The organism is Paramesorhizobium salinisoli (assembly GCF_003335045.1).
Classification (GTDB): domain Bacteria; phylum Pseudomonadota; class Alphaproteobacteria; order Rhizobiales; family Rhizobiaceae; genus Paramesorhizobium; species Paramesorhizobium salinisoli.
The window spans coordinates 413,807-431,142 of the sequence record NZ_QOZG01000001.1; the positions used below are offsets into that span (position 1 = coordinate 413,807).

The window sequence follows — 17,336 nt, forward strand, 5'->3', positions numbered from 1 at the left end:
AATTGAGAAATCGGAACGCCGCGAAGGGCGCAGACAGGCATCGAGGGCAGCGCGCCTGGCGCCGCTCTGGTTTCATCGTCGGATGAAAGGCAATCCTGTCAAAGCATTTCTCCCGGAATACGGCCGCATCGGGCGCCGTATGGTTAAAACGGCTCCTATCATCAAAAAAACCTGGCGTAAACGAAATAAATCGCAGGTGGTTGCCGGGGGGTTACGCTGCGTTCAACGATCCGCGGCTGCCAAGTCCCACCCCTTTCCCTATATTGAGCTCAAAGGAGATATGACATGGGACTTCTGGTTGACGGCGTCTGGCACGATCAATGGTATAATACATCGGAGAGCGGCGGGCGCTTCGTGCGCTCCAAATCGCAGTTCCGCAACTGGGTGACGGCCGACGGCAGCGCCGGCCCGAGCGGCGAAGCGGGCTTCAAGGCCGAGCCGGGGCGCTATCACCTCTATGTCTCCTATGCCTGCCCCTGGGCGCACCGAACGCTGATCTTCCGCGCGCTGAAGAAGCTCGAGGACGTGATCTCCGTCTCGGTGGTCGATTATCACATGGGCGAGGAAGGCTGGACGCTGTATGGCGAAGATGGCGGAACGGGCGATCATCTCTATGGCGCGAAACGGCTGCACGAGATTTATACCCGCGCCGACCCGAAATATTCCGGCCGCGTCACGGTTCCTGTTCTCTGGGACAAGCAGCGCCAGACCATTGTTTCGAACGAATCGGCCGAGATCATCCGCATGCTGAATTCAGCCTTCGACGAATTCGGCGATGCTTCGCTCGATTTCTATCCGGAGGCCCTGCGCGCCGAGATCGACGAGATGAACAATTTTGTCTATCCCAATATCAACAACGGCGTTTACCGCGCTGGCTTCGCGACGACGCAGGAGGCCTATGAGGAAGCCTTCAGCCAGTTATTCGCAGCGCTCGATGACATCGAGGATCGGCTTTCCCGCCAGCGCTATCTCACGGGCGGCACGCTGACCGAAGCCGACTGGCGGCTGTTCACCACGCTTTTGCGCTTCGACCCGGTCTATGTCGGCCATTTCAAGTGCAACCGGCAGCGGATCGTCGATTATCCGAACCTCTCGAACTATACCCGCGAGCTCTATCAGGTGCCGGGGATCGCCGGTACGGTCAACATGCGCCACATCAAGGCGCACTATTACGGCAGCCATAAGACGATAAACCCAACCGGGATCATCCCTCTCGGGCCGGAGATCGATTATGGCGCGCCTCACGATCGCGACCGTCTTGCGGGCAAGGCCGCATGAGGGTTTCGGCCCTCAGGCTCGCGATTCCGGCTGATCGACGCGCACCGCCTGCCCCGCAAGCGCCACTTTGAACCGCCGCGGCGATGGAATGGGCAACCGGAATCAATTTGACAGGAAAGCCGCGCAAGCGATTCAACCCACTCAATAATTCACCACGAATCCGACGGTTTCTCGCCTTCAAGAATTTCCCTGAGACGGCGGCGCGTTGCCTGTGTTGTCGCCTCCGGCAGATCGTTGAGGGGAAAGAAACCGGATTCAGCGATCTCGCGGTTTCCGACATGCGGAGAAGTCTGGCGGAAATGACGGCAGACATAGAGCGCCACATGGTCCCGCTTGGAGGCATGCGAATTCTTGTAGAGCGCGAAAAGTTCAGGTGCTCCGGTCAATTCGATATTTCCCTCCTCCCGCAACTCCTTCGCCAAAGCCGCGCCGAAGGTTTCGCCGGTCTCGACGCCACCGCCCGGAAACTGCCAGCCAGGCACGTAGGTGTGGCGGATGAGGAAGACTGTTCCCGCCTTCTCGTCAATTACAGCGCCGCGCACCCCCAGCGTCATCGGCCGGCGCAACAGGAAATAGCTGTGGAACAGCCAGTGCCGCAGTTTCATGCTGATGTCTGCCATGTGAACCGCTTCCCTTTCGCTTTTCACGATACAATGCAGCCTGACACTGGATTTGAAACCGCCAACATTCTAAACCGGTAGGCATGTTTCATCTGGCGCACATCTCCGACATACATCTTTCTCCGCTGCCCGGCATCACCTATCGGGAACTGGCGTCGAAGCGTATCACCGGCTACTTCAACTGGCGACGCAACCGGCAAGCCGTGATGACCAGCGGCGCGCTTGAAGCGCTGACTGCGGAGTTGAAGGCACAAGCGCCGGATCATATCGCCATCACCGGCGATCTCGTCAATCTTGCGCTCAATCTGGAACTGGAAGCGGCGCGGCTTTGGCTGGAAACACTGGGCAATCCTGCCAATGTTTCGCTTGTTCCCGGCAATCATGACGCTTATGTGCCGGGCGCCCTCGACAATGCCTGCCGCATCTGGGAGCCCTGGATGCGCGGCGACGGTGTCGACAATGCCGGTCATCGGGTGCAATTCCCCTATATGCGCGTCCGTCAGGGCGTCGCGCTGATCGGCGTATCCTCCGCGCGCGCCACGGCCCCCTTTATGGCCAGCGGAGATTTTGGCGGCGCTCAGGCCAAACGTCTGGCCAAGATGCTGGATGAGGCGGCCGAACGCGGCCTTTTCCGGGTGGTGATGATCCATCATCCGCCGGTGCGGGGCGCAGCACCGGCCCATAAGCGGCTCTACGGGATCGGAAAGTTCCAGAAAGTGGTGAGCAGGCACGGCGCCGAACTTATCCTGCACGGACACACCCATCTTGCAACGCGCTATGAGATCGACGGGCCATCCTGGAAGGTTCCCGTCCTCTGCGTGCCTTCCGCCAGCCAAAGCTTTGGGGCAAAGCGTCCTGCGTCGCGCTTCAACCTCTTCTCCATCGGAAAACAGGATGGGATCTGGACATGCCGCTGGACAGAACGCGGCATTATTGATTCCGGTCAGAAGATCGCAACGATCGCCGAACATAAGATCGATATCGCCCATGCTCTACAGACGGGGAAGATCTCTTAAAAGAGAGCGCAATCCGCAGGGAATGTTGAGATTCCAGTCAAAGCGAAGCGCAAATAGCGGACCAGAAAAGCGATATTTTCGGCCGTCGATCACCGAGCTACGAATATCTAGATCACCAGCTCGATCCGATCCTGTAGCAACAACAGCACGACGCCACAGGCAGCGAGAGCACCGATCAAAAACCAGACGAGCCCCGCGATGAAACCGGTCCATCGGCTCCGCCTGGGGGGCTGGGCAAGCGCGGCAGCCTGAACGGAAACAGGTGTGAGGGCCGCCTCCTCCTTCGCAAGAGCCTCCGAAATTGGCGTGCCGGCGCGCAGGCTGATGAGATCGCCCTCAAGAAGACGCTCCCGCTCAACGATACGTTCTGCAATGTAGGCGGTCACGGCAGCGGAAACGGGGCTGATCTCGGTTGATTCAACGACGACAATGCGCCCCAGCCGCGTATCGCGCACAAAACGGTAGGTGCGCCGGTCCCGCGCCATCATCACATGCGACGTGGCGTCGATCCACAAGCGCGGCTGCAGCCCGGTCGAGAGCGCGAAATCCCACTGCGGATCGTCGGAAGGAACTTCGTCGAACACCGGCTGCAGATCCTGCGCCAGCAATTCCAGCCTGACGCGGTCGGCCTCCTTCATGTCGACGACCACATCCCCACGGTCCGCAGCGGCGATCTTCGCCGTTCGCACCGCATCCGACAGCCTGTGTACGACTGCGGCCGAACTGGCCTTCTCGCTCGTCTCGCTCATGACATGTCCTGTCCTGGGGCCTTGGTTAATCAAGCATTAACCTAGTGCAAGCTGTTGGCAAATGGAAATGTTCTGTTTGCGGGGGCGCAGCCGCTGGAAAGCGCGCGGGAGGAGCGGCATCCGCCCCTCCCCAAGGACAAGACAGTTTACTTCTGGGTTTCTGTGGCAAGCACCCGGTTCGCCGCCGCGATGATCGCCTCGAGCGAGGCGGTGACGATGTTGTCATTGATGCCGACGCCGAAAATCTTGCCCGCGGGATGCGCGATTTCCATGTAGCACACCGCCGATGCGTCAGACCCTTGCCTCAGCGAATGCTCGGAATAATCGACCACCGAAAGCTTGATGCCGAGATAATGCGAGAGCGCATCGACGAACCCATCGATGGGCCCCGTTCCATTCCCTTCGATCCGCTTCGTCACACCGCCATCGCTGATCTCCGCCGCCATGATCCGGCGGCCCTTCCTTTTGGGGTCCGGATAGGTGTGGTGGTCGACGAATTTCAGCCGCGCGCCGGGCTGCTCCACGTAAACGCGCTGGAATTCATCATGGATGCGCTTCGACGGCAGTTCCTTGCCTTCCTCGTCGGTGATCTGCTGGATCACATCGCGGAACTCCACCTGCAGATTGCGCGGCAGGTTCAGCCCGTAATCCGCCTGCAGGATATAGGCGATGCCGCCCTTGCCCGATTGCGAGTTGATGCGGATGATCGCCTCGTAGGAGCGCCCGACATCCTGCGGATCGATCGGCAGGTAAGGCACTTCCCACAGGGGCTTGTTGGCCTGCCGGATCGCCTTCATACCCTTGTTGATGGCGTCCTGATGCGAACCCGAAAACGCCGTATAGACCAGTTCGCCTACATAAGGGTGCCGCTCGGCGATCTTCAACTGGTTCGAATATTCATAGACATCCTTCATCCGGTTGATGTCCGAACAGTCGAGTTCCGGATCGACGCCCTGCGTGAACATGTTGAGCGCCAGCGTCACCACATCCACATTGCCGGTGCGCTCGCCATTGCCGAACAGCGTGCCCTCCACCCGGTCGGCGCCCGCCATCAGGCCCATTTCGGTCGCGGCAATGCCGGTGCCGCGGTCATTGTGCGGATGCAGCGAGACGATCAGGTTTTCGCGATTGTCGAGATTGCGGCACATCCATTCGATCCGGTCGGCATAGATGTTCGGCGTCGCCATCTCGACCGTCGACGGCAAATTGATGATGAGCTTGTTTGCAGGCGTGGGCTGAATGATCTCGCTCACCGCATTGCAGATCTCGAGCGCCACTTCCAGCTCGGTGCCGGTGAAGCTCTCCGGCGAATATTCGAAGCGGTAGCCGCCGCCGGCTTTTGCCGCCATATCGGCGATCATCTTGGCCGCATCGGTGGCGATCTGCTTGATGCCGGCGACGTCCTTGGCGAACACCACGCGACGCTGCAATTCGCTGGTGGAATTGTAGAAATGGATGATCGGGCGCTTTGCGCCTTCAAGTGCCTCGAAGGTACGGCTGATCAGTTCCGGCCGGCATTGCACCAGTACCTGCAGCGAAACGTCGTCGGGAACGTTGCCCTCCTCCACGCACCAGCGCGCAAAGTCGAAATCGGTCTGCGACGCCGAAGGGAAGCCGATCTCGATTTCCTTGAAGCCCATGTCGAGCAGAAGCTGGAACATCCGCGCCTTGCGATCATGGCCCATCGGGTCGATCAAGGCTTGATTGCCGTCGCGCAGATCGACGGAGCACCAGATCGGCGCTTTTTCGATGCGCTTGCCGGGCCAGGTACGGTCGGGAATATCGACCGCCGGATAGGCCTGGTACTTGGCGGCGGCGACGGGCATGCCTTTGGCAAAGGCGGAAGGAGCTTTGTTCTCGTTCATGGCTATTCTCGTTTCCTGAGATCGAGCAGCATACCGGCAGTATATGACCGGATATCGACAGCGGCGATCTGAATCAGCGGTTACGGTTCTGATGTAAAGGGCAAAAGGAGCATGGGCCTGGCGACCATTCGACCGCCGGACGCTCCTCTCAACGAGCCCGACGGTCGCCGATAAGGCCGAGAAGAAGCGAGAGTGGCAACGCGCAAGCCTTCACTTCCGCGAATGCGGAACGAGCGAAGGAGGATATGACCCGGCGCGTGTTCATGGAGACGATTGATAATCGAGACAGGGTGACGACGCAAGAAAATTAAAAGAGCGCCACGCTCCTGAGCCTGCTTCAAAACGGGTCAGGCTCAAGCAAAAGGCACCGCGGCCGTCCCCCTTGGCAGCTTCGCCTCCTCTTCCGGCTCCACGTGGATGATGACGCGGGCGCTGGGGATCACCGTCTTCAACGCGTCCTCGATGCGGTCGCAGATGACATGAGCGTCGCCGACGCTCATGTCAGCCGCCACCACCATATGGAATTCGATGAAGGTAGCGCGGCCGGCGATGCGGGTTTTCAAATCATGCACCTCGATCGCCCCGCCTGCATTGGCGGAAATGATGTCGCGGATACGCATCGTTTCGTCGAGATCGACACCGACATCCATTAGCCCCTGTACTGAGGAATTAATGACATGCCAGCCCTGCCAGAGGATGTTCAGGGCGACGATGATGGCAAGCAGCGGGTCGAGCACCGCCCAGCCGGTGGCCAGCGCCGCGACCAGGCCGATGATCACGCCGACAGACGTGACCACATCGGTCATGATATGCCTGCCGTCCGCCAGCAGCGCCGGCGATTTCTCACGGGTTCCCACGCGGATCAGCAGCATCGCCCAGAAGATATTGATGACGCTGGCGGCGCCGTTGATGGCAAGGCCTATCCCCGGCTGCTCCAGCATGCGTGGCGCCTGCAATGCCCACCATGCCTCGCGGAAGATCAAAAGGGCAGCGACGACGATCAGCACGCCTTCGAGCACAGCCGAAAAATACTCGGCCTTGTGATGACCGAAGGGATGATTCTGGTCGGCGGGCTTGTGGCTGACCCGGATCGCCCACCACGCGGCGACGGCGGCAATCACATTGACGATGGATTCCAGCGCGTCGGAATAAAGCGCCACCGAACCGGTGATGGCGAAAGCAATATATTTCAGCCCGAGAACACAGAAAGCGACGGGAATCGACCATATGGAAAGAAGCTGAATCTTTTTCTTCGTATCCATGGCCAACCCTCTGTAATCGCCTTCATTAAAGCGACTGGCGACGGCATGTCTGCCGCCGCCTATCCATTTTGTCGCGCTATGCCGTGAGCTTTGTCAGGCCGCCCGCTCTTTCGCCCGCCGCGGCAGATGCGCCACGACATTCTCGATCATGCGCATACCGGCATCATGGCCGAGCGTCATAATCGATTCGGGATGGAACTGCACCGCTGCGATGGGCTCCTTCTTATGCTCAAAGGCCATGATGACGCCGTCCTCGGTCTCGGCCGTGACGATGAAATCATCGGGCAAGCGCACCGGATCGGCGAAGATCGAGTGATAGCGCCCGACGGTCACCTCCTTCGGCAAGCCGGAGAAGATGCGCCCCTGCTTCAGCACGCGGATGCGCGATGGCTTGCCGTGCATCGGTTCATGCAATTGCCGAAGCGTGCCGCCATAGGCCTCGGTGAGCGCCTGCAGCCCGAGACAGACACCGAAGATCGGCAGGTTGCGCTGCCGCGCCTTGGCAATTGTCGCCTTGCAGTCGAAATCCTCCGGCTTGCCGGGACCGGGCGAAAGCACCACCAGATCCGGCTTCAGCCGGTCGAACAATTCCTCAGGCACTGGCGAGCGAACCGTCGAAACGGTCGCCCCGGTCTGGCGGAAATAATTCGCCAGCGTGTGTACGAAGGAATCCTCGTGATCGACCAGCAGGATCGTCAGCCCCTCGCCGACGCGCGACGCCGCCCGCGCCTCTCCCGAAGCATTGGCCTTGTGCGCGTCGCGAATGGCCGAGAGCATGGCCGAAGCTTTCAGCTCGGTCTCCGCCTCTTCCTCCTCCGGAATGGAATCATAGAGAAGCGTCGCGCCGGCGCGCACCTGGGCGATGCCGTCCTTGATGCGGATGGTGCGCAGCGTCAGGCCGGTATTCATGTCACCATTGAAATGCACCATGCCGATCGCGCCGCCATACCAGGCGCGCGGGCTCTTCTCGTTTTCCTCGATGAAGCGCATCGCCCAGAGCTTCGGCGCACCCGTCACCGTCACCGCCCAGGCGTGGCTGAGAAAACCGTCGAAAGCGTCCATCCCCTCACGCAACCGCCCCTCGATATGATCGACGGTGTGGATGAGGCGCGAATACATCTCGATCTGCCGCCGCCCGATGACGCGGACGGAACCCGGCTCGCACACCCGGCTCTTGTCGTTGCGGTCGACATCCGAGCACATGGTCAGTTCGGATTCGTCCTTCTTGGAATTGAGGAGCTTCAGGATCTGCTCCGAATCCGAAATCGCGTCATCACCGCGCTTGATCGTGCCTGATATGGGGCATGTCTCGATCCGCCGGCCGTTGACCCGCACGAACATCTCCGGCGACGCGCCGACCAGATACTCGCCGTCGCCCAGATTGATGAAAAAGGAATAGGGCGACGGATTGATCGACTTCAGCCGGCGGGAAATCTCCGAAGGCTTGGTCTCGCAGCGCTCATAGAAGGTCTGCCCCGGCACGACCTCGAAAAGATCGCCGCGCTTGAAGCTCTCCTTGGCCTTCTCGACCAGCCGCGCGAACTCGCCCGGATTGTGATCGCCGCGAGGCGGTATGCTGGCCGAAGGTTCGAACGGCGCGACCACGGTCTCGCGCGACAGCCCCTCCGTGGAGGACCCGCCGAAGGAGAACTCATAGCGGTCGAACCACGCCTTGGCCGAATAATGATCTGCGACCAGTATCTCGTCGGGCAGATAGAGCACCAAATCGCGCTGGTCGTCGGGGCGCTTCAGCTTGAATGCGATGGGATCGAACTGGAACGCCAGATCGTAGCCGAACGCACCATAAAGCCCGAGACTGGCATCGTCCTCGGAAAAAAACAGGCCGACGATGGCGCGCAGCGCCGTGAACACCGAAGGCGCGCGCGACCGTTCTTCCTCCGTGAAATGCCGCTGCGGTTCGGCGATCTCAAGCTCGATCAGTTTTTCTTCAGCCGTTACCACCGTCACGTCGGCAAGACCCTTGAGGACACCAAGGACCGGGCGCAGCATCACCACGCCGCGCGTGTTGAGCGCCTCGATCTTCATGCCGCGACCGCTGGAGGTGATGACCACCGGCGGGTCGATGATCGCGGTATCCCAGCGCGTATAGCGGCCCGGATATTCGTAGTTGGAGGAGAAAACCGCGCCGCGCCGCCCATCGAGCGCGTCGATGCGCGCTTCGATCGCCCCGGCGTAAGCCGTCGGCACCCGCGTCCGTGTGATGGCGATTCCGCCAGCCGTCACATAATCATGCACTTCGTTCTCGGCAGTCATTGCCATCGTCCTCAACTCCGTTGCGCCTCAGCCCTGGCGGCTCTGCGGACGGTCAAACAAAAAGGCCGCCCGGAAATTCCGTTGCGGCCTGATCCCTTTGCGCGCGTGCAAAACGACTGCGTGGCCGCTCTTAGCGGACCCACCACCAGCCATTCGTGACAATGCGCGTGTTGTTCATGCCCCGATTGTTAGCGTCGAGTCGCATTTCTTGCAACTGCAAAATAATATCCGCGCCCCGGGGAGAGGGCGCGAGAAAGGAAAAAGTCCGGACCGTCGAAGCGGTCCGGACTTCCATTGTCCGTTTTGAAGGGACAATATATCAGGCAGGGGTTAGGCGGGGGCTGGTTCCCTGTCCTGATCTCAGAACATCCAAATACCTTGAGTATTAGATATTCGCAATACAACTATTAGGTGATCAAACATATGCAATATGGCTTAACACCTATCTAAGGTTGCATTGATTCGCAAGCAGGAAAACTTCATTTCCGAAGCTTTCTTGCGTTTTCTGTTAAAAAAACAATGAACAGCGGCGCAAGAGTACACCCTTTGCGTGCATCATTCCCCCATGGCAATGAGGCTAGCATTGCCGCCGGCAGCCGCGGTATTGACCGAAACCACCTGTTCCAGCGCGAAGCGCGTGAGATAAGTTGGTCCGCCCGCTTTTGGCCCGGTGCCGGAAAGTCCGGAGCCGCCGAAAGGCTGTGTGCCCACAACCGCCCCGATTGTGTTGCGATTGACATAGATATTGCCGACGTCCAGTCGATCCACAGCCTTGGCGACCGTTGCCTCGATGCGGGTATGCAGGCCGAAGGTCAGACCGTATCCGGTGGCGGCGATCTGGTCGAGCACACGGTCAAGTTCTTTGGCTTTCCAGCGCACGACATGAAGGATCGGTCCGAATACCTCGCGCGTCAGCGCTTCCGGCCGGTCGAGCTCGACGATATGCGGCGCGAAAAAAATCCCCTCGTCGGGCGCGGTGCCGGCGAAGCGGATCTTCTGCGTCTTCCGCATTTCCGCGATATGGTCGGCGAGCATGGCGCGCTGCGCCTCATCGATGATCGGGCCGATATCGGTGGAAGGCAAAGCCGGATCGTCCAGCACGAGCTCCCGCGCAGCGCCCTCGATCATCTCCAGCATGGAATCGGCGATATCCTCCTGCAGATAGAGGATGCGCAGCGCCGAGCAGCGCTGCCCGGCGGACCGGAAGGCCGACATGACCACATCGTCCGTCACCTGTTCGGCCAGCGCCGTCGCATCGACGATCATCGCGTTGAGCCCGCCGGTTTCCGCGATCAGCGGCACGATCGGGCCATCCTTGGCGGCAAGCGCCCTGTTGATCGCCCAGGCCGTCTTGGTCGAGCCGGTGAAGGCGACGCCGCCGATGGCCGGATGCGCGGTGAGCGCGGCACCCACCGCGCCATCGCCCGGCACGTAGAGCACCGCATCCCTCGGCACGCCCGCCTCGTGCAGCAGTTTCACCGCCTCGAAGGCGATGAGCGGCGTCTGCGGCGCGGGCTTGGCGATCACCGCATTGCCGGCGGCAAGCGCCGCCGTCACCTGGCCGAGGAAGATCGCCAGTGGGAAATTCCATGGGGATATACAGACGAACACGCCGCGCCCGCGATGGCGCAGCCGGTCGTCCTCGCCCGTCGGCCCGGGCATGACCTGATCATGGGCGAACTGGCGGCGCGCCTCGGCCGCATAATAGCGGCAGAAGTCCACCGCCTCGCGGATTTCGGCAAGGCCGTCGTCCAGCGTCTTACCCGCCTCGCGGGTCAGCAGATCCATCAGCCTGTCGCGGTTCTCTTCCAGGAGATCGCTGGCGCGTTCCAGTGCCGCCGCACGCTCCTCCGCCGCCACGCGCGACCACGCCACAAAGCCCTTGCGCGCAATCTCGACAGCCCGCCCCGCCTCGTCCGCGCCAGCCGGAATGACGGTGCCGACCTTTATGCCATTGACTGGCGAAAGCACCGGCTCCGCCTTGCCCGAAACCTTGAGACCCGGAATGAGCGGAACCGCATCGACATTGCGCCGCACCGCGCCGATGCCGCTAACGAGGCCGGCCAGCGCCTCCCGATCGCCGAATTCGATGCCGGCCGAATTGCGCCGCTTGCCGTAGAGTTCGCGCGGCAGCGGGATGCCCGGATTGCGATAGCCCCTGCCGTCCTCCAGCCTCGAGGCCGGGCGCACCAGCAGATCTGAAATCGGCACGCTTTCATCGCCCACCACTGAGACGAAGGAGGAATTGGCGCCGTTCTCCAGAAGCCGGCGCACGAGATAGGCGAGCAAATCGCGATAGCCGCCAACCGGCGCATAGATGCGGCAGGCGATCTTCTCGCCCTTCTCGGTAATCTGCTTATAAAGGCTCTCGCCCATGCCGTGCAGCCGCTGGAACTCGAAGCCGCTCTTGTCGGCGCCCGCCATCTCCAGGATGGCGGCGACCGTCAGCGCATTATGCGTGGCGAATTGCGGGAAGATGCGCGGGCGCGCCGCGAGCATCCGCTGGGCGCAGGCGAGATAGGAGATATCCGTCGCCGGCTTGCGGGTGAAAACGGGATAATCGTCGAGCCCGCGCTCCTGCGCCCGCTTCACCTCCGTGTCCCAATAGGCGCCCTTGACGAGGCGCACCATCATGCGCCGCCCGAAACGCCCGGCCAGCGCATCGATATGCTCGATGACGGCCAGCGCACGCTTCTGATAGGACTGGATGGCGAGGCCGAAACCGTCCCAACCGTCGAGCGAAGGATCGGCGAACACCCGGTCGATCACGTCGAGCGAGAGTTCCAGTCGGTCCGCCTCCTCCGCGTCGATGGTGAAGTTCAAATCATAGCTCTTCGCCTTCTGCGCCAAGGCCAGCACATCCGGCACCAGCTCTTCCAGCACCTGTTCGCGATGGGTCGCGAGATACCGTGGGTGCAGCGCCGAAAGCTTGACCGAAATGCCCATGCGATCCGGCAAAGGCTTGCCCCCCGCCGCCTTGCCTATGGCGTCGATCGCATCGGCGTAGGATTTGTAGTAGCGCTTCGCGTCGGCCCGCGTCCGCGCGCCTTCTCCCAGCATGTCGAAGGAATGGCGATAGCCCTTGGCCTCAGCCGCGCGGGCACGCTTCAACGCTTCCCCAATCGTCTCGCCCAAAACGAAATGATGGCCGAGGAAGCGCATCGCCTGCTTGGTCGCGGTGCGCACTGTCGGCAGGCCGACGCGTTTCATCAGCGCGGCGACGACGCCCTCCGGCGTCTCGCCCGGCTTGATTACCTTGGCGGACAAGCCCAGCGCCCAGGCGGAGGCCGAGACGAACCAGGTGTCGCCCTGCCCTTCATGTTCGGACCAGCGGCCCTGCTTCAGCTTGTCCTCGATGAGCTTGTCCTGCGTGGCCGCATCCGGCACCCGCAAAAGCGCCTCGGCAAGCACCATGAGCGCCAGGCCCTCACGCGTGGAAAGCCCGTATTCGCGCAGGAAATCCTCTACACCGCCGATGCCGCTCGCCTGCTTGCGGATCGTGGCGACAAACTCCGTCGCCCGCTTGTCGATGCGCTTGTTGGCCGCCGCATCGAAGCTGACGGCCTTGATAAGCGATGCGACAAGCGCCTTGTCATCGGCCGCATAAGGCGCCGCGAATGGCGGGATCGCCGGCTCGGTGGAGAAACTGGCGGAAGAAGGGGTGGCGGCCTGGACAGGCATTAAAGCTCTCCAAATGAATTTTCACCCATATATTTTATTTTACATAGTTATTCTCGCCGATTAAGAACAGGGTAATAGCGATTGCACCTAAATAAAGGGGAATTTTAGGGAATGAAGGATCTCGACTCGATGGATCGCAAGATCCTGCGCGCCTTGCAGGAGAATGGCAGGCTGACAAATACCGAACTGGCCGACTATATCAACCTGTCGCAGACGGCGACGGCGGAGCGCGTCAAGCGCCTGACACGCGACGGCTATATAACAGGCTATTCCGCACGGCTGTCGCCGAAGCTCCTCGACCGCTCGATGCTGGTCTTCGTAGAGATCAAGCTCGACCGCACGACGCCTGAGGTCTTCGACATCTTCGCCGAAGCGACCCGCAAGAACCCCGACGTGATGGAATGCCACATGGTGGCCGGCGGCTTCGACTACCTGATCAAGGCCCGCGTCGCCGACATGGAACACTACCGCCGCTTCCTCTCCGACGCGCTGCTGTCACTGCCGGGGATACGCGAGACGCACACCTATGCGGTGATGGAGGAAGTGAAGGAAACGGCGAGCATCGCGATTTGAGGGCTCTTGCCTGTAAAAGAGTCCGCTCAGGCTTTTCCCTGCGCCAGATGGTAAGCCACCAAGGCATTGGCATGCCCATGCCCCATCCCATGCTCTGCCTTCAACACCCCCACCATCTCCATATGCTTCTTCCCCTTCAGCCCATCCAGCACCGCCAGCCAATGGCTGATCGGCTGGCCATAGGTCTTCTCGATGGAAGGAAAGTAGGAAGCAGGGCCTTTGACTTTTTCTTCCGGCATTTGTGTCGTCTCCTGTCTTGGTGAATTCGATATTAGAGGCGTTCACCCTTTGCGTTTGCGGCGCGGCGGCGTGTCTTCGCTCAACCGCTTCTCGCGCGGAAAGGCGGCGGCGGTTGCGATGACCGCCAGGCTGCTGCCGACCAGCATGTCCTGCACACGCTCGACCAGCAATCCCGACACATGATTTGAGCCAAATTCGATGAGATCATAGGCAATGAGGATCAGCGCCGTGATAACCGCCGTATGCAACCAATAGCGTCGCGCGAAATGGTGCGGCGTCAGTAGCGAGAGAAACACAACCGCCACGCACAGCAAGGCTGGTGAGCCGAACAGCTTCACGACCAGCCATGCGCCCATAACACCGGCAAAGGTTCCGGCGGTGCGCTCCACCACGCGCACATAACTGGAGTGCGCATCCGGTTGCATCACCAGCATTGTGGTCACCACCACCCACAGCGCATGCCGCGGGTCCAGTTCCATACCGATCCAGAGACCGGCCACCGCCGCACTGGCATAAGCCAGCGCAAACCGGGCCCAGCCATCATCCATTGGCGGTGCCATGCCCACCGGCGAACGCAACTGGGGAAGCGGTCCGAACAGCCATTGGTCCGCCAGCCGCGTCACCGCGACCAGCGCGGCCCCGCCAAGCGCAAAGACAATCAGATGCGGATCTACCTGCGCGATCCCGGCAGACACGATCATCGCCAGGGCGGCAAGGCGCATCGCCATGGCCTGCGCCTTGCCCACGCGATAAAGAAAGCCTGCTGCAAAGGCCGAGGCTGCGAAGACAATCCAGAAGAGCGCCTGATGATTTTCCAGAAGATGCCCGGCCAATACGCCTGCGAACAGGCCCGCGGAACATAGGGCCAGAATGGAAAAACGCTGTCGCAAGCCGCCATCGGCATCGGCGAAATAGAGCAGCAGGCCGGTCACCCCGCCAATGAGTCCGGCTTCCGCTTGCCCCATCGCCGCGCCGACGACAATCGGCCCTCCGGTCGGGATCAGGCATAAAACCGCCCGGCGCAAGGTGTCGCGATCCGACAAGGCGGCGAGAAACGCACGCCATTCCAGCGTCAACTTATCGATCGGACGTTTAGCTGGAATGGAAGGCTTATCGCGAACCATGAGAATAAAGCTTTTCCCGAATAAAGACTTGGAGATTGAGTGACACCTGCCAACTGTAATTGCAAGTTGCTTCAGAGCTCAACCTACTCCTCTACACTGCATCTCCCCAATCCAGCCGCCGCGCCTTGCGATAGGCCTCCCCGTCCCGCTTGGTCACGACCCTCTCCTCCACCGTCCCATCCGCGCGGCACAACTTCAGCTCCACCTTCCCCGAACTCGCTCTCGGCGGCGCAAGCACCCGCGCGCCCGCCGCCACAGCCGGAAACCGCGTCGCGGCGAGGTAGATGTATTTTTCGTCTTCCCACGGCACTTCGCCGCCCTTCGCCAATCGGTGCAGGCGCGAGCGGGCGACACGGCGGGAGAAGTGGCACCAGTCCGGAACCCGGTCTGGAGCCATGAGCGGGCATGTCGCCGCGTGGACGCAGGGGGCGGCGAGATGAGCGCCTTTTTCGAGGAGAAGCTTGCGCACCGCCATCATGCGCCGCCAGCCGGCCGGCGTTCCGGGCTCGACCACGACCAGCATGCCTTTTGCCGCCTGCCAGAGCGTGTTCGTAAGCGCCAGCCCTTCCTCGGGCGAAAGCTCGTCCAGCACATAGGCGAGCGTCACCAGATCGAATTGTCCCGTCTCGGCCACGCTACGCGTCACATTGGCCGATCGCCATTCTATACGGTCGAGCCGCGAATGCCGGGAAAGTTCCTCGCCGAGCGCCCGGATCGAAGGGCTCGCCTCCAGCAGCACGGCCGTTTCGAGAGACGGCCAGCAATCGCTTGCCGCCCATAGCGCCGTGCCCGGCCCGGCGCCGACATCGAGCAGGCTCTTCGGCGCGAAATCGGGGGTGAGTTCGGCAGTGCTTTCCATGCTCGCGCGCACCGCCGCATAGGTCGCGGGCAGCCTTGTCGCGAGATAGGCGCGGGCCGCCAGATCGCTTGACAGATGCAAGGCGCCGTCGCGCGTCTCAGCCCGGTAGCGGCGCGAGAGAAGGTCGGCGGCGCGCTTCAGATCGGCAAGCGCGGAGCCTTCCAGCGCCGCATCGACGGCGAGCCTTAAAGGTGAGGGAAGTTCCATGGCGGGGTCCGGCGCTCCAAGCAAGGCCAGGGAAAGTGGGAACCGGTTTTCCGGCCGGGCTCGTGTAAATAAAAACTAGCGTTCCAGCACCTGCCTTATATCCACCAGGTTGGAGCGTACGCGCAGGATATGAAAGCCCATAGTGGTCAGGTGCGACGGCGTGAACCAGGCGTCCTCGCGGCCATTGGAGACGAGCGTCGGCTGCATATTGAGGGAGGAGCGCAATTGCTGCTCCATCGTGTCCCACAGCCCGTCGAGATGCTTTTCGGCAAGCACCCCCCTGAAATCCGAATGAGCCGCGCGCAGCAGCCCGTAATAGGCATAGAGCTGGCCATAGGCGAACCAGAATCGGTCGTCGGCGCGCGTGTCGAACCAGCCTGCGTGGTAGTTCTCAGCCCGGTCCTTCAGGATCGCCGAGGTGGAGCCCAGATCATTGGCTATGCGGTCGACATATTGGATGAGATTGTCGGCGCGCGCGTCGAACACCGCCTGACAATCCTCAAGCCGCGTGTTGAACGCGCGCAGGTCGCGGATGGCCGCGCGGTAATAGCTCGGCGTCGGCGTCTTCGGGCCGAAGGGGCTCAAGCCGAAATACCAGCTATCCTCGGCGAACTGCAGATTGCCGCGCGCCTTCTGCAGATCGGCGTCGATCTGCGACGTGCCGCGCTGGCGGCCGAGCGAATCCACCAGCTCGATCGCCGTGCGTCGCACAGCGGCATTTATGCCGCGCTGGAACGATGCCTTGTTGTCGAGAAAGGGCGTGCGGTCCCAGGAAAGGCCAAAGAACCCGGCCTTGTAGAGCACCATCGACGAGATCCAGGCATTCTGGTTGACGTTGAAATCAGTGAGGTCGGCGGTAACTTCGGCAATCGCCGAGCGTGCGCATGACTTAGCCGCGACAGGCGCTTGTGCTGGCTGGGGCTGTACCGTGTCGTTCGCAGCGCCGGGCGATGCGGTCGTATCCTCCGGCGCGGCCGGTGACGCAGTAGGAGGCGCGCCGACCGGCTCGCCCGGCGTCTGCGCCTTCTCATAGGCATATTGCGCGGGATAGTCGGGATTGAAATTAGTCCAGACCTGCGTCTGCCAGATGAAATAGACGTAAAGCGCGGCCAGCCCCACCACCAGCAGGCCGACCACGCCCTTCCAGATCAGGCCTAGCTCGAGGAAAAGCCGCCACAGCGCGCCCAGCGGCACGGCAATCAGCCGGGCCAGCGCCAATAGGAGCCGCCCGATAAAGGAGAACACGCCCCGCAAAACCTTCAAAACAGTATCCAGCACGTTTCATCCCCAATTGAACCGACATGTCGTATCGACAAGCAAGGCCGCACCGGCGGCGGCCTCTTCCCCCTCAGATAGAGCGCTTTGCGCAATTCAACAACCGCACAGCCGAAGGTCGCCACCGCCTTGGGTCAGCTTTTTTGCCGTTTCGGGGTTGCAGCGCGCCGGCTGATCCTTAGGATCGCCACTCCCACGCCCTGAAACAGCCACCGGTATTTTTCCGATTCCCCCTAGCGCCCAAATTATCCTGCAGCAATTGTCGTGAACGAAAGCATTTTCGCCGCGCCGACGCTTGAACGGCTGCCACTTT

At 61.4% G+C, this 17,336-nt stretch carries 13 protein-coding genes; 3 read left to right on the forward strand and 10 right to left on the reverse strand.

Features of this window, described 5'->3' with window-relative positions; genetic code table 11:
- The first annotated feature begins 285 nt into the window (after nucleotides 1-285).
- A complete protein-coding gene (locus tag DUT91_RS01935) occupies nucleotides 286-1,278 on the forward strand; it encodes a glutathione S-transferase family protein (protein ID WP_114438664.1) in 993 nt (330 codons plus the stop codon).
- Between the two features lie 149 nt (nucleotides 1,279-1,427).
- Here the strand turns inward: DUT91_RS01935 and DUT91_RS01940 are convergent, their stop codons facing one another.
- Nucleotides 1,428-1,883 carry an NUDIX domain-containing protein gene (locus DUT91_RS01940; protein WP_114438997.1) on the reverse strand — a complete coding sequence of 152 codons (456 nt, stop codon included), beginning with the start codon at nucleotides 1,881-1,883 and terminating at the stop codon, nucleotides 1,428-1,430.
- A gap of 98 nt (nucleotides 1,884-1,981) precedes the next feature.
- Here DUT91_RS01940 and DUT91_RS01945 point away from each other — a divergent pair, with 98 nt between their 5' ends.
- Nucleotides 1,982-2,914, forward strand: a complete 933-nt coding sequence (locus DUT91_RS01945; protein WP_114438665.1) for a metallophosphoesterase family protein — start codon at nucleotides 1,982-1,984, stop codon at nucleotides 2,912-2,914.
- 107 nt (nucleotides 2,915-3,021) lie between these two features.
- Here the strand turns inward: DUT91_RS01945 and DUT91_RS01950 are convergent, their stop codons facing one another.
- The 5 genes from DUT91_RS01950 to putA form a co-directional block, all read right to left on the reverse strand.
- Complete coding sequence (locus DUT91_RS01950) at nucleotides 3,022-3,663, reverse strand: hypothetical protein (RefSeq protein WP_114438666.1); 642 nt, start codon at nucleotides 3,661-3,663, stop codon at nucleotides 3,022-3,024.
- 146 nt (nucleotides 3,664-3,809) lie between these two features.
- Complete coding sequence (gene leuA, locus DUT91_RS01955) at nucleotides 3,810-5,528, reverse strand: 2-isopropylmalate synthase (RefSeq protein WP_114438667.1); 1,719 nt, start codon at nucleotides 5,526-5,528, stop codon at nucleotides 3,810-3,812.
- A 353-nt stretch (nucleotides 5,529-5,881) separates the two neighbouring features.
- The gene (locus DUT91_RS01960; protein WP_114438668.1) at nucleotides 5,882-6,790 is read right to left on the reverse strand and encodes a cation diffusion facilitator family transporter; all 909 of its coding nucleotides are present in this window, start codon (nucleotides 6,788-6,790) and stop codon (nucleotides 5,882-5,884) included.
- Between the two features lie 93 nt (nucleotides 6,791-6,883).
- A complete protein-coding gene (locus DUT91_RS01965) occupies nucleotides 6,884-9,070 on the reverse strand; it encodes an anthranilate synthase (protein WP_114438669.1) in 2,187 nt (728 codons plus the stop codon).
- Between the two features lie 549 nt (nucleotides 9,071-9,619).
- The gene (gene putA, locus DUT91_RS01970; RefSeq protein WP_114438670.1) at nucleotides 9,620-12,745 is read right to left on the reverse strand and encodes a bifunctional proline dehydrogenase/L-glutamate gamma-semialdehyde dehydrogenase PutA; all 3,126 of its coding nucleotides are present in this window, start codon (nucleotides 12,743-12,745) and stop codon (nucleotides 9,620-9,622) included.
- 111 nt (nucleotides 12,746-12,856) lie between these two features.
- On the opposite strand from putA, the gene DUT91_RS01975 reads away from it, so the two are divergent.
- The gene (locus DUT91_RS01975; RefSeq protein WP_114438671.1) at nucleotides 12,857-13,318 is read left to right on the forward strand and encodes an Lrp/AsnC ligand binding domain-containing protein; all 462 of its coding nucleotides are present in this window, start codon (nucleotides 12,857-12,859) and stop codon (nucleotides 13,316-13,318) included.
- Between the two features lie 26 nt (nucleotides 13,319-13,344).
- On the opposite strand, the gene DUT91_RS01980 is transcribed toward DUT91_RS01975, so the two are convergent.
- From DUT91_RS01980 to DUT91_RS01995, 4 genes are all read right to left on the reverse strand, one after another.
- The gene (locus DUT91_RS01980) at nucleotides 13,345-13,557 is read right to left on the reverse strand and encodes a DUF4287 domain-containing protein (protein WP_114438672.1); all 213 of its coding nucleotides are present in this window, start codon (nucleotides 13,555-13,557) and stop codon (nucleotides 13,345-13,347) included.
- A gap of 42 nt (nucleotides 13,558-13,599) precedes the next feature.
- The gene (locus DUT91_RS01985; protein WP_114438673.1) at nucleotides 13,600-14,682 is read right to left on the reverse strand and encodes an FUSC family protein; all 1,083 of its coding nucleotides are present in this window, start codon (nucleotides 14,680-14,682) and stop codon (nucleotides 13,600-13,602) included.
- Nucleotides 14,683-14,773: 91 nt separating this feature from the next.
- Nucleotides 14,774-15,748, reverse strand: coding sequence for a small ribosomal subunit Rsm22 family protein (locus DUT91_RS01990; RefSeq protein WP_114438999.1), 975 nt, complete (start codon nucleotides 15,746-15,748; stop codon nucleotides 14,774-14,776).
- Nucleotides 15,749-15,823: 75 nt separating this feature from the next.
- Entirely contained in the window at nucleotides 15,824-17,026 is a 1,203-nt protein-coding gene (locus DUT91_RS01995; protein WP_425373730.1) for a DUF2333 family protein, read from the reverse strand.
- Nucleotides 17,027-17,336: the final 310 nt, after the last annotated feature.

What these genes read in the sequence shown, in the direction of transcription:
- DUT91_RS01935 (WP_114438664.1), top strand. Translation starts at nt 286, where the DNA reads ATGGGACTTCTGGTTGACGGCGTCTGGCACGATCAATGGTATAATACA.
- DUT91_RS01940 (WP_114438997.1), bottom strand. Translation starts at nt 1,883, where the DNA reads ATGAAACTGCGGCACTGGCTGTTCCACAGCTATTTCCTGTTGCGCCGG.
- DUT91_RS01945 (WP_114438665.1), top strand. Translation starts at nt 1,982, where the DNA reads ATGTTTCATCTGGCGCACATCTCCGACATACATCTTTCTCCGCTGCCC.
- DUT91_RS01950 (WP_114438666.1), bottom strand. Translation starts at nt 3,663, where the DNA reads ATGAGCGAGACGAGCGAGAAGGCCAGTTCGGCCGCAGTCGTACACAGG.
- leuA (WP_114438667.1), bottom strand. Translation starts at nt 5,528, where the DNA reads ATGAACGAGAACAAAGCTCCTTCCGCCTTTGCCAAAGGCATGCCCGTC.
- DUT91_RS01960 (WP_114438668.1), bottom strand. Translation starts at nt 6,790, where the DNA reads ATGGATACGAAGAAAAAGATTCAGCTTCTTTCCATATGGTCGATTCCC.
- DUT91_RS01965 (WP_114438669.1), bottom strand. Translation starts at nt 9,070, where the DNA reads ATGGCAATGACTGCCGAGAACGAAGTGCATGATTATGTGACGGCTGGC.
- putA (WP_114438670.1), bottom strand. Translation starts at nt 12,745, where the DNA reads ATGCCTGTCCAGGCCGCCACCCCTTCTTCCGCCAGTTTCTCCACCGAG.
- DUT91_RS01975 (WP_114438671.1), top strand. Translation starts at nt 12,857, where the DNA reads ATGAAGGATCTCGACTCGATGGATCGCAAGATCCTGCGCGCCTTGCAG.
- DUT91_RS01980 (WP_114438672.1), bottom strand. Translation starts at nt 13,557, where the DNA reads ATGCCGGAAGAAAAAGTCAAAGGCCCTGCTTCCTACTTTCCTTCCATC.
- DUT91_RS01985 (WP_114438673.1), bottom strand. Translation starts at nt 14,682, where the DNA reads ATGGTTCGCGATAAGCCTTCCATTCCAGCTAAACGTCCGATCGATAAG.
- DUT91_RS01990 (WP_114438999.1), bottom strand. Translation starts at nt 15,748, where the DNA reads ATGGAACTTCCCTCACCTTTAAGGCTCGCCGTCGATGCGGCGCTGGAA.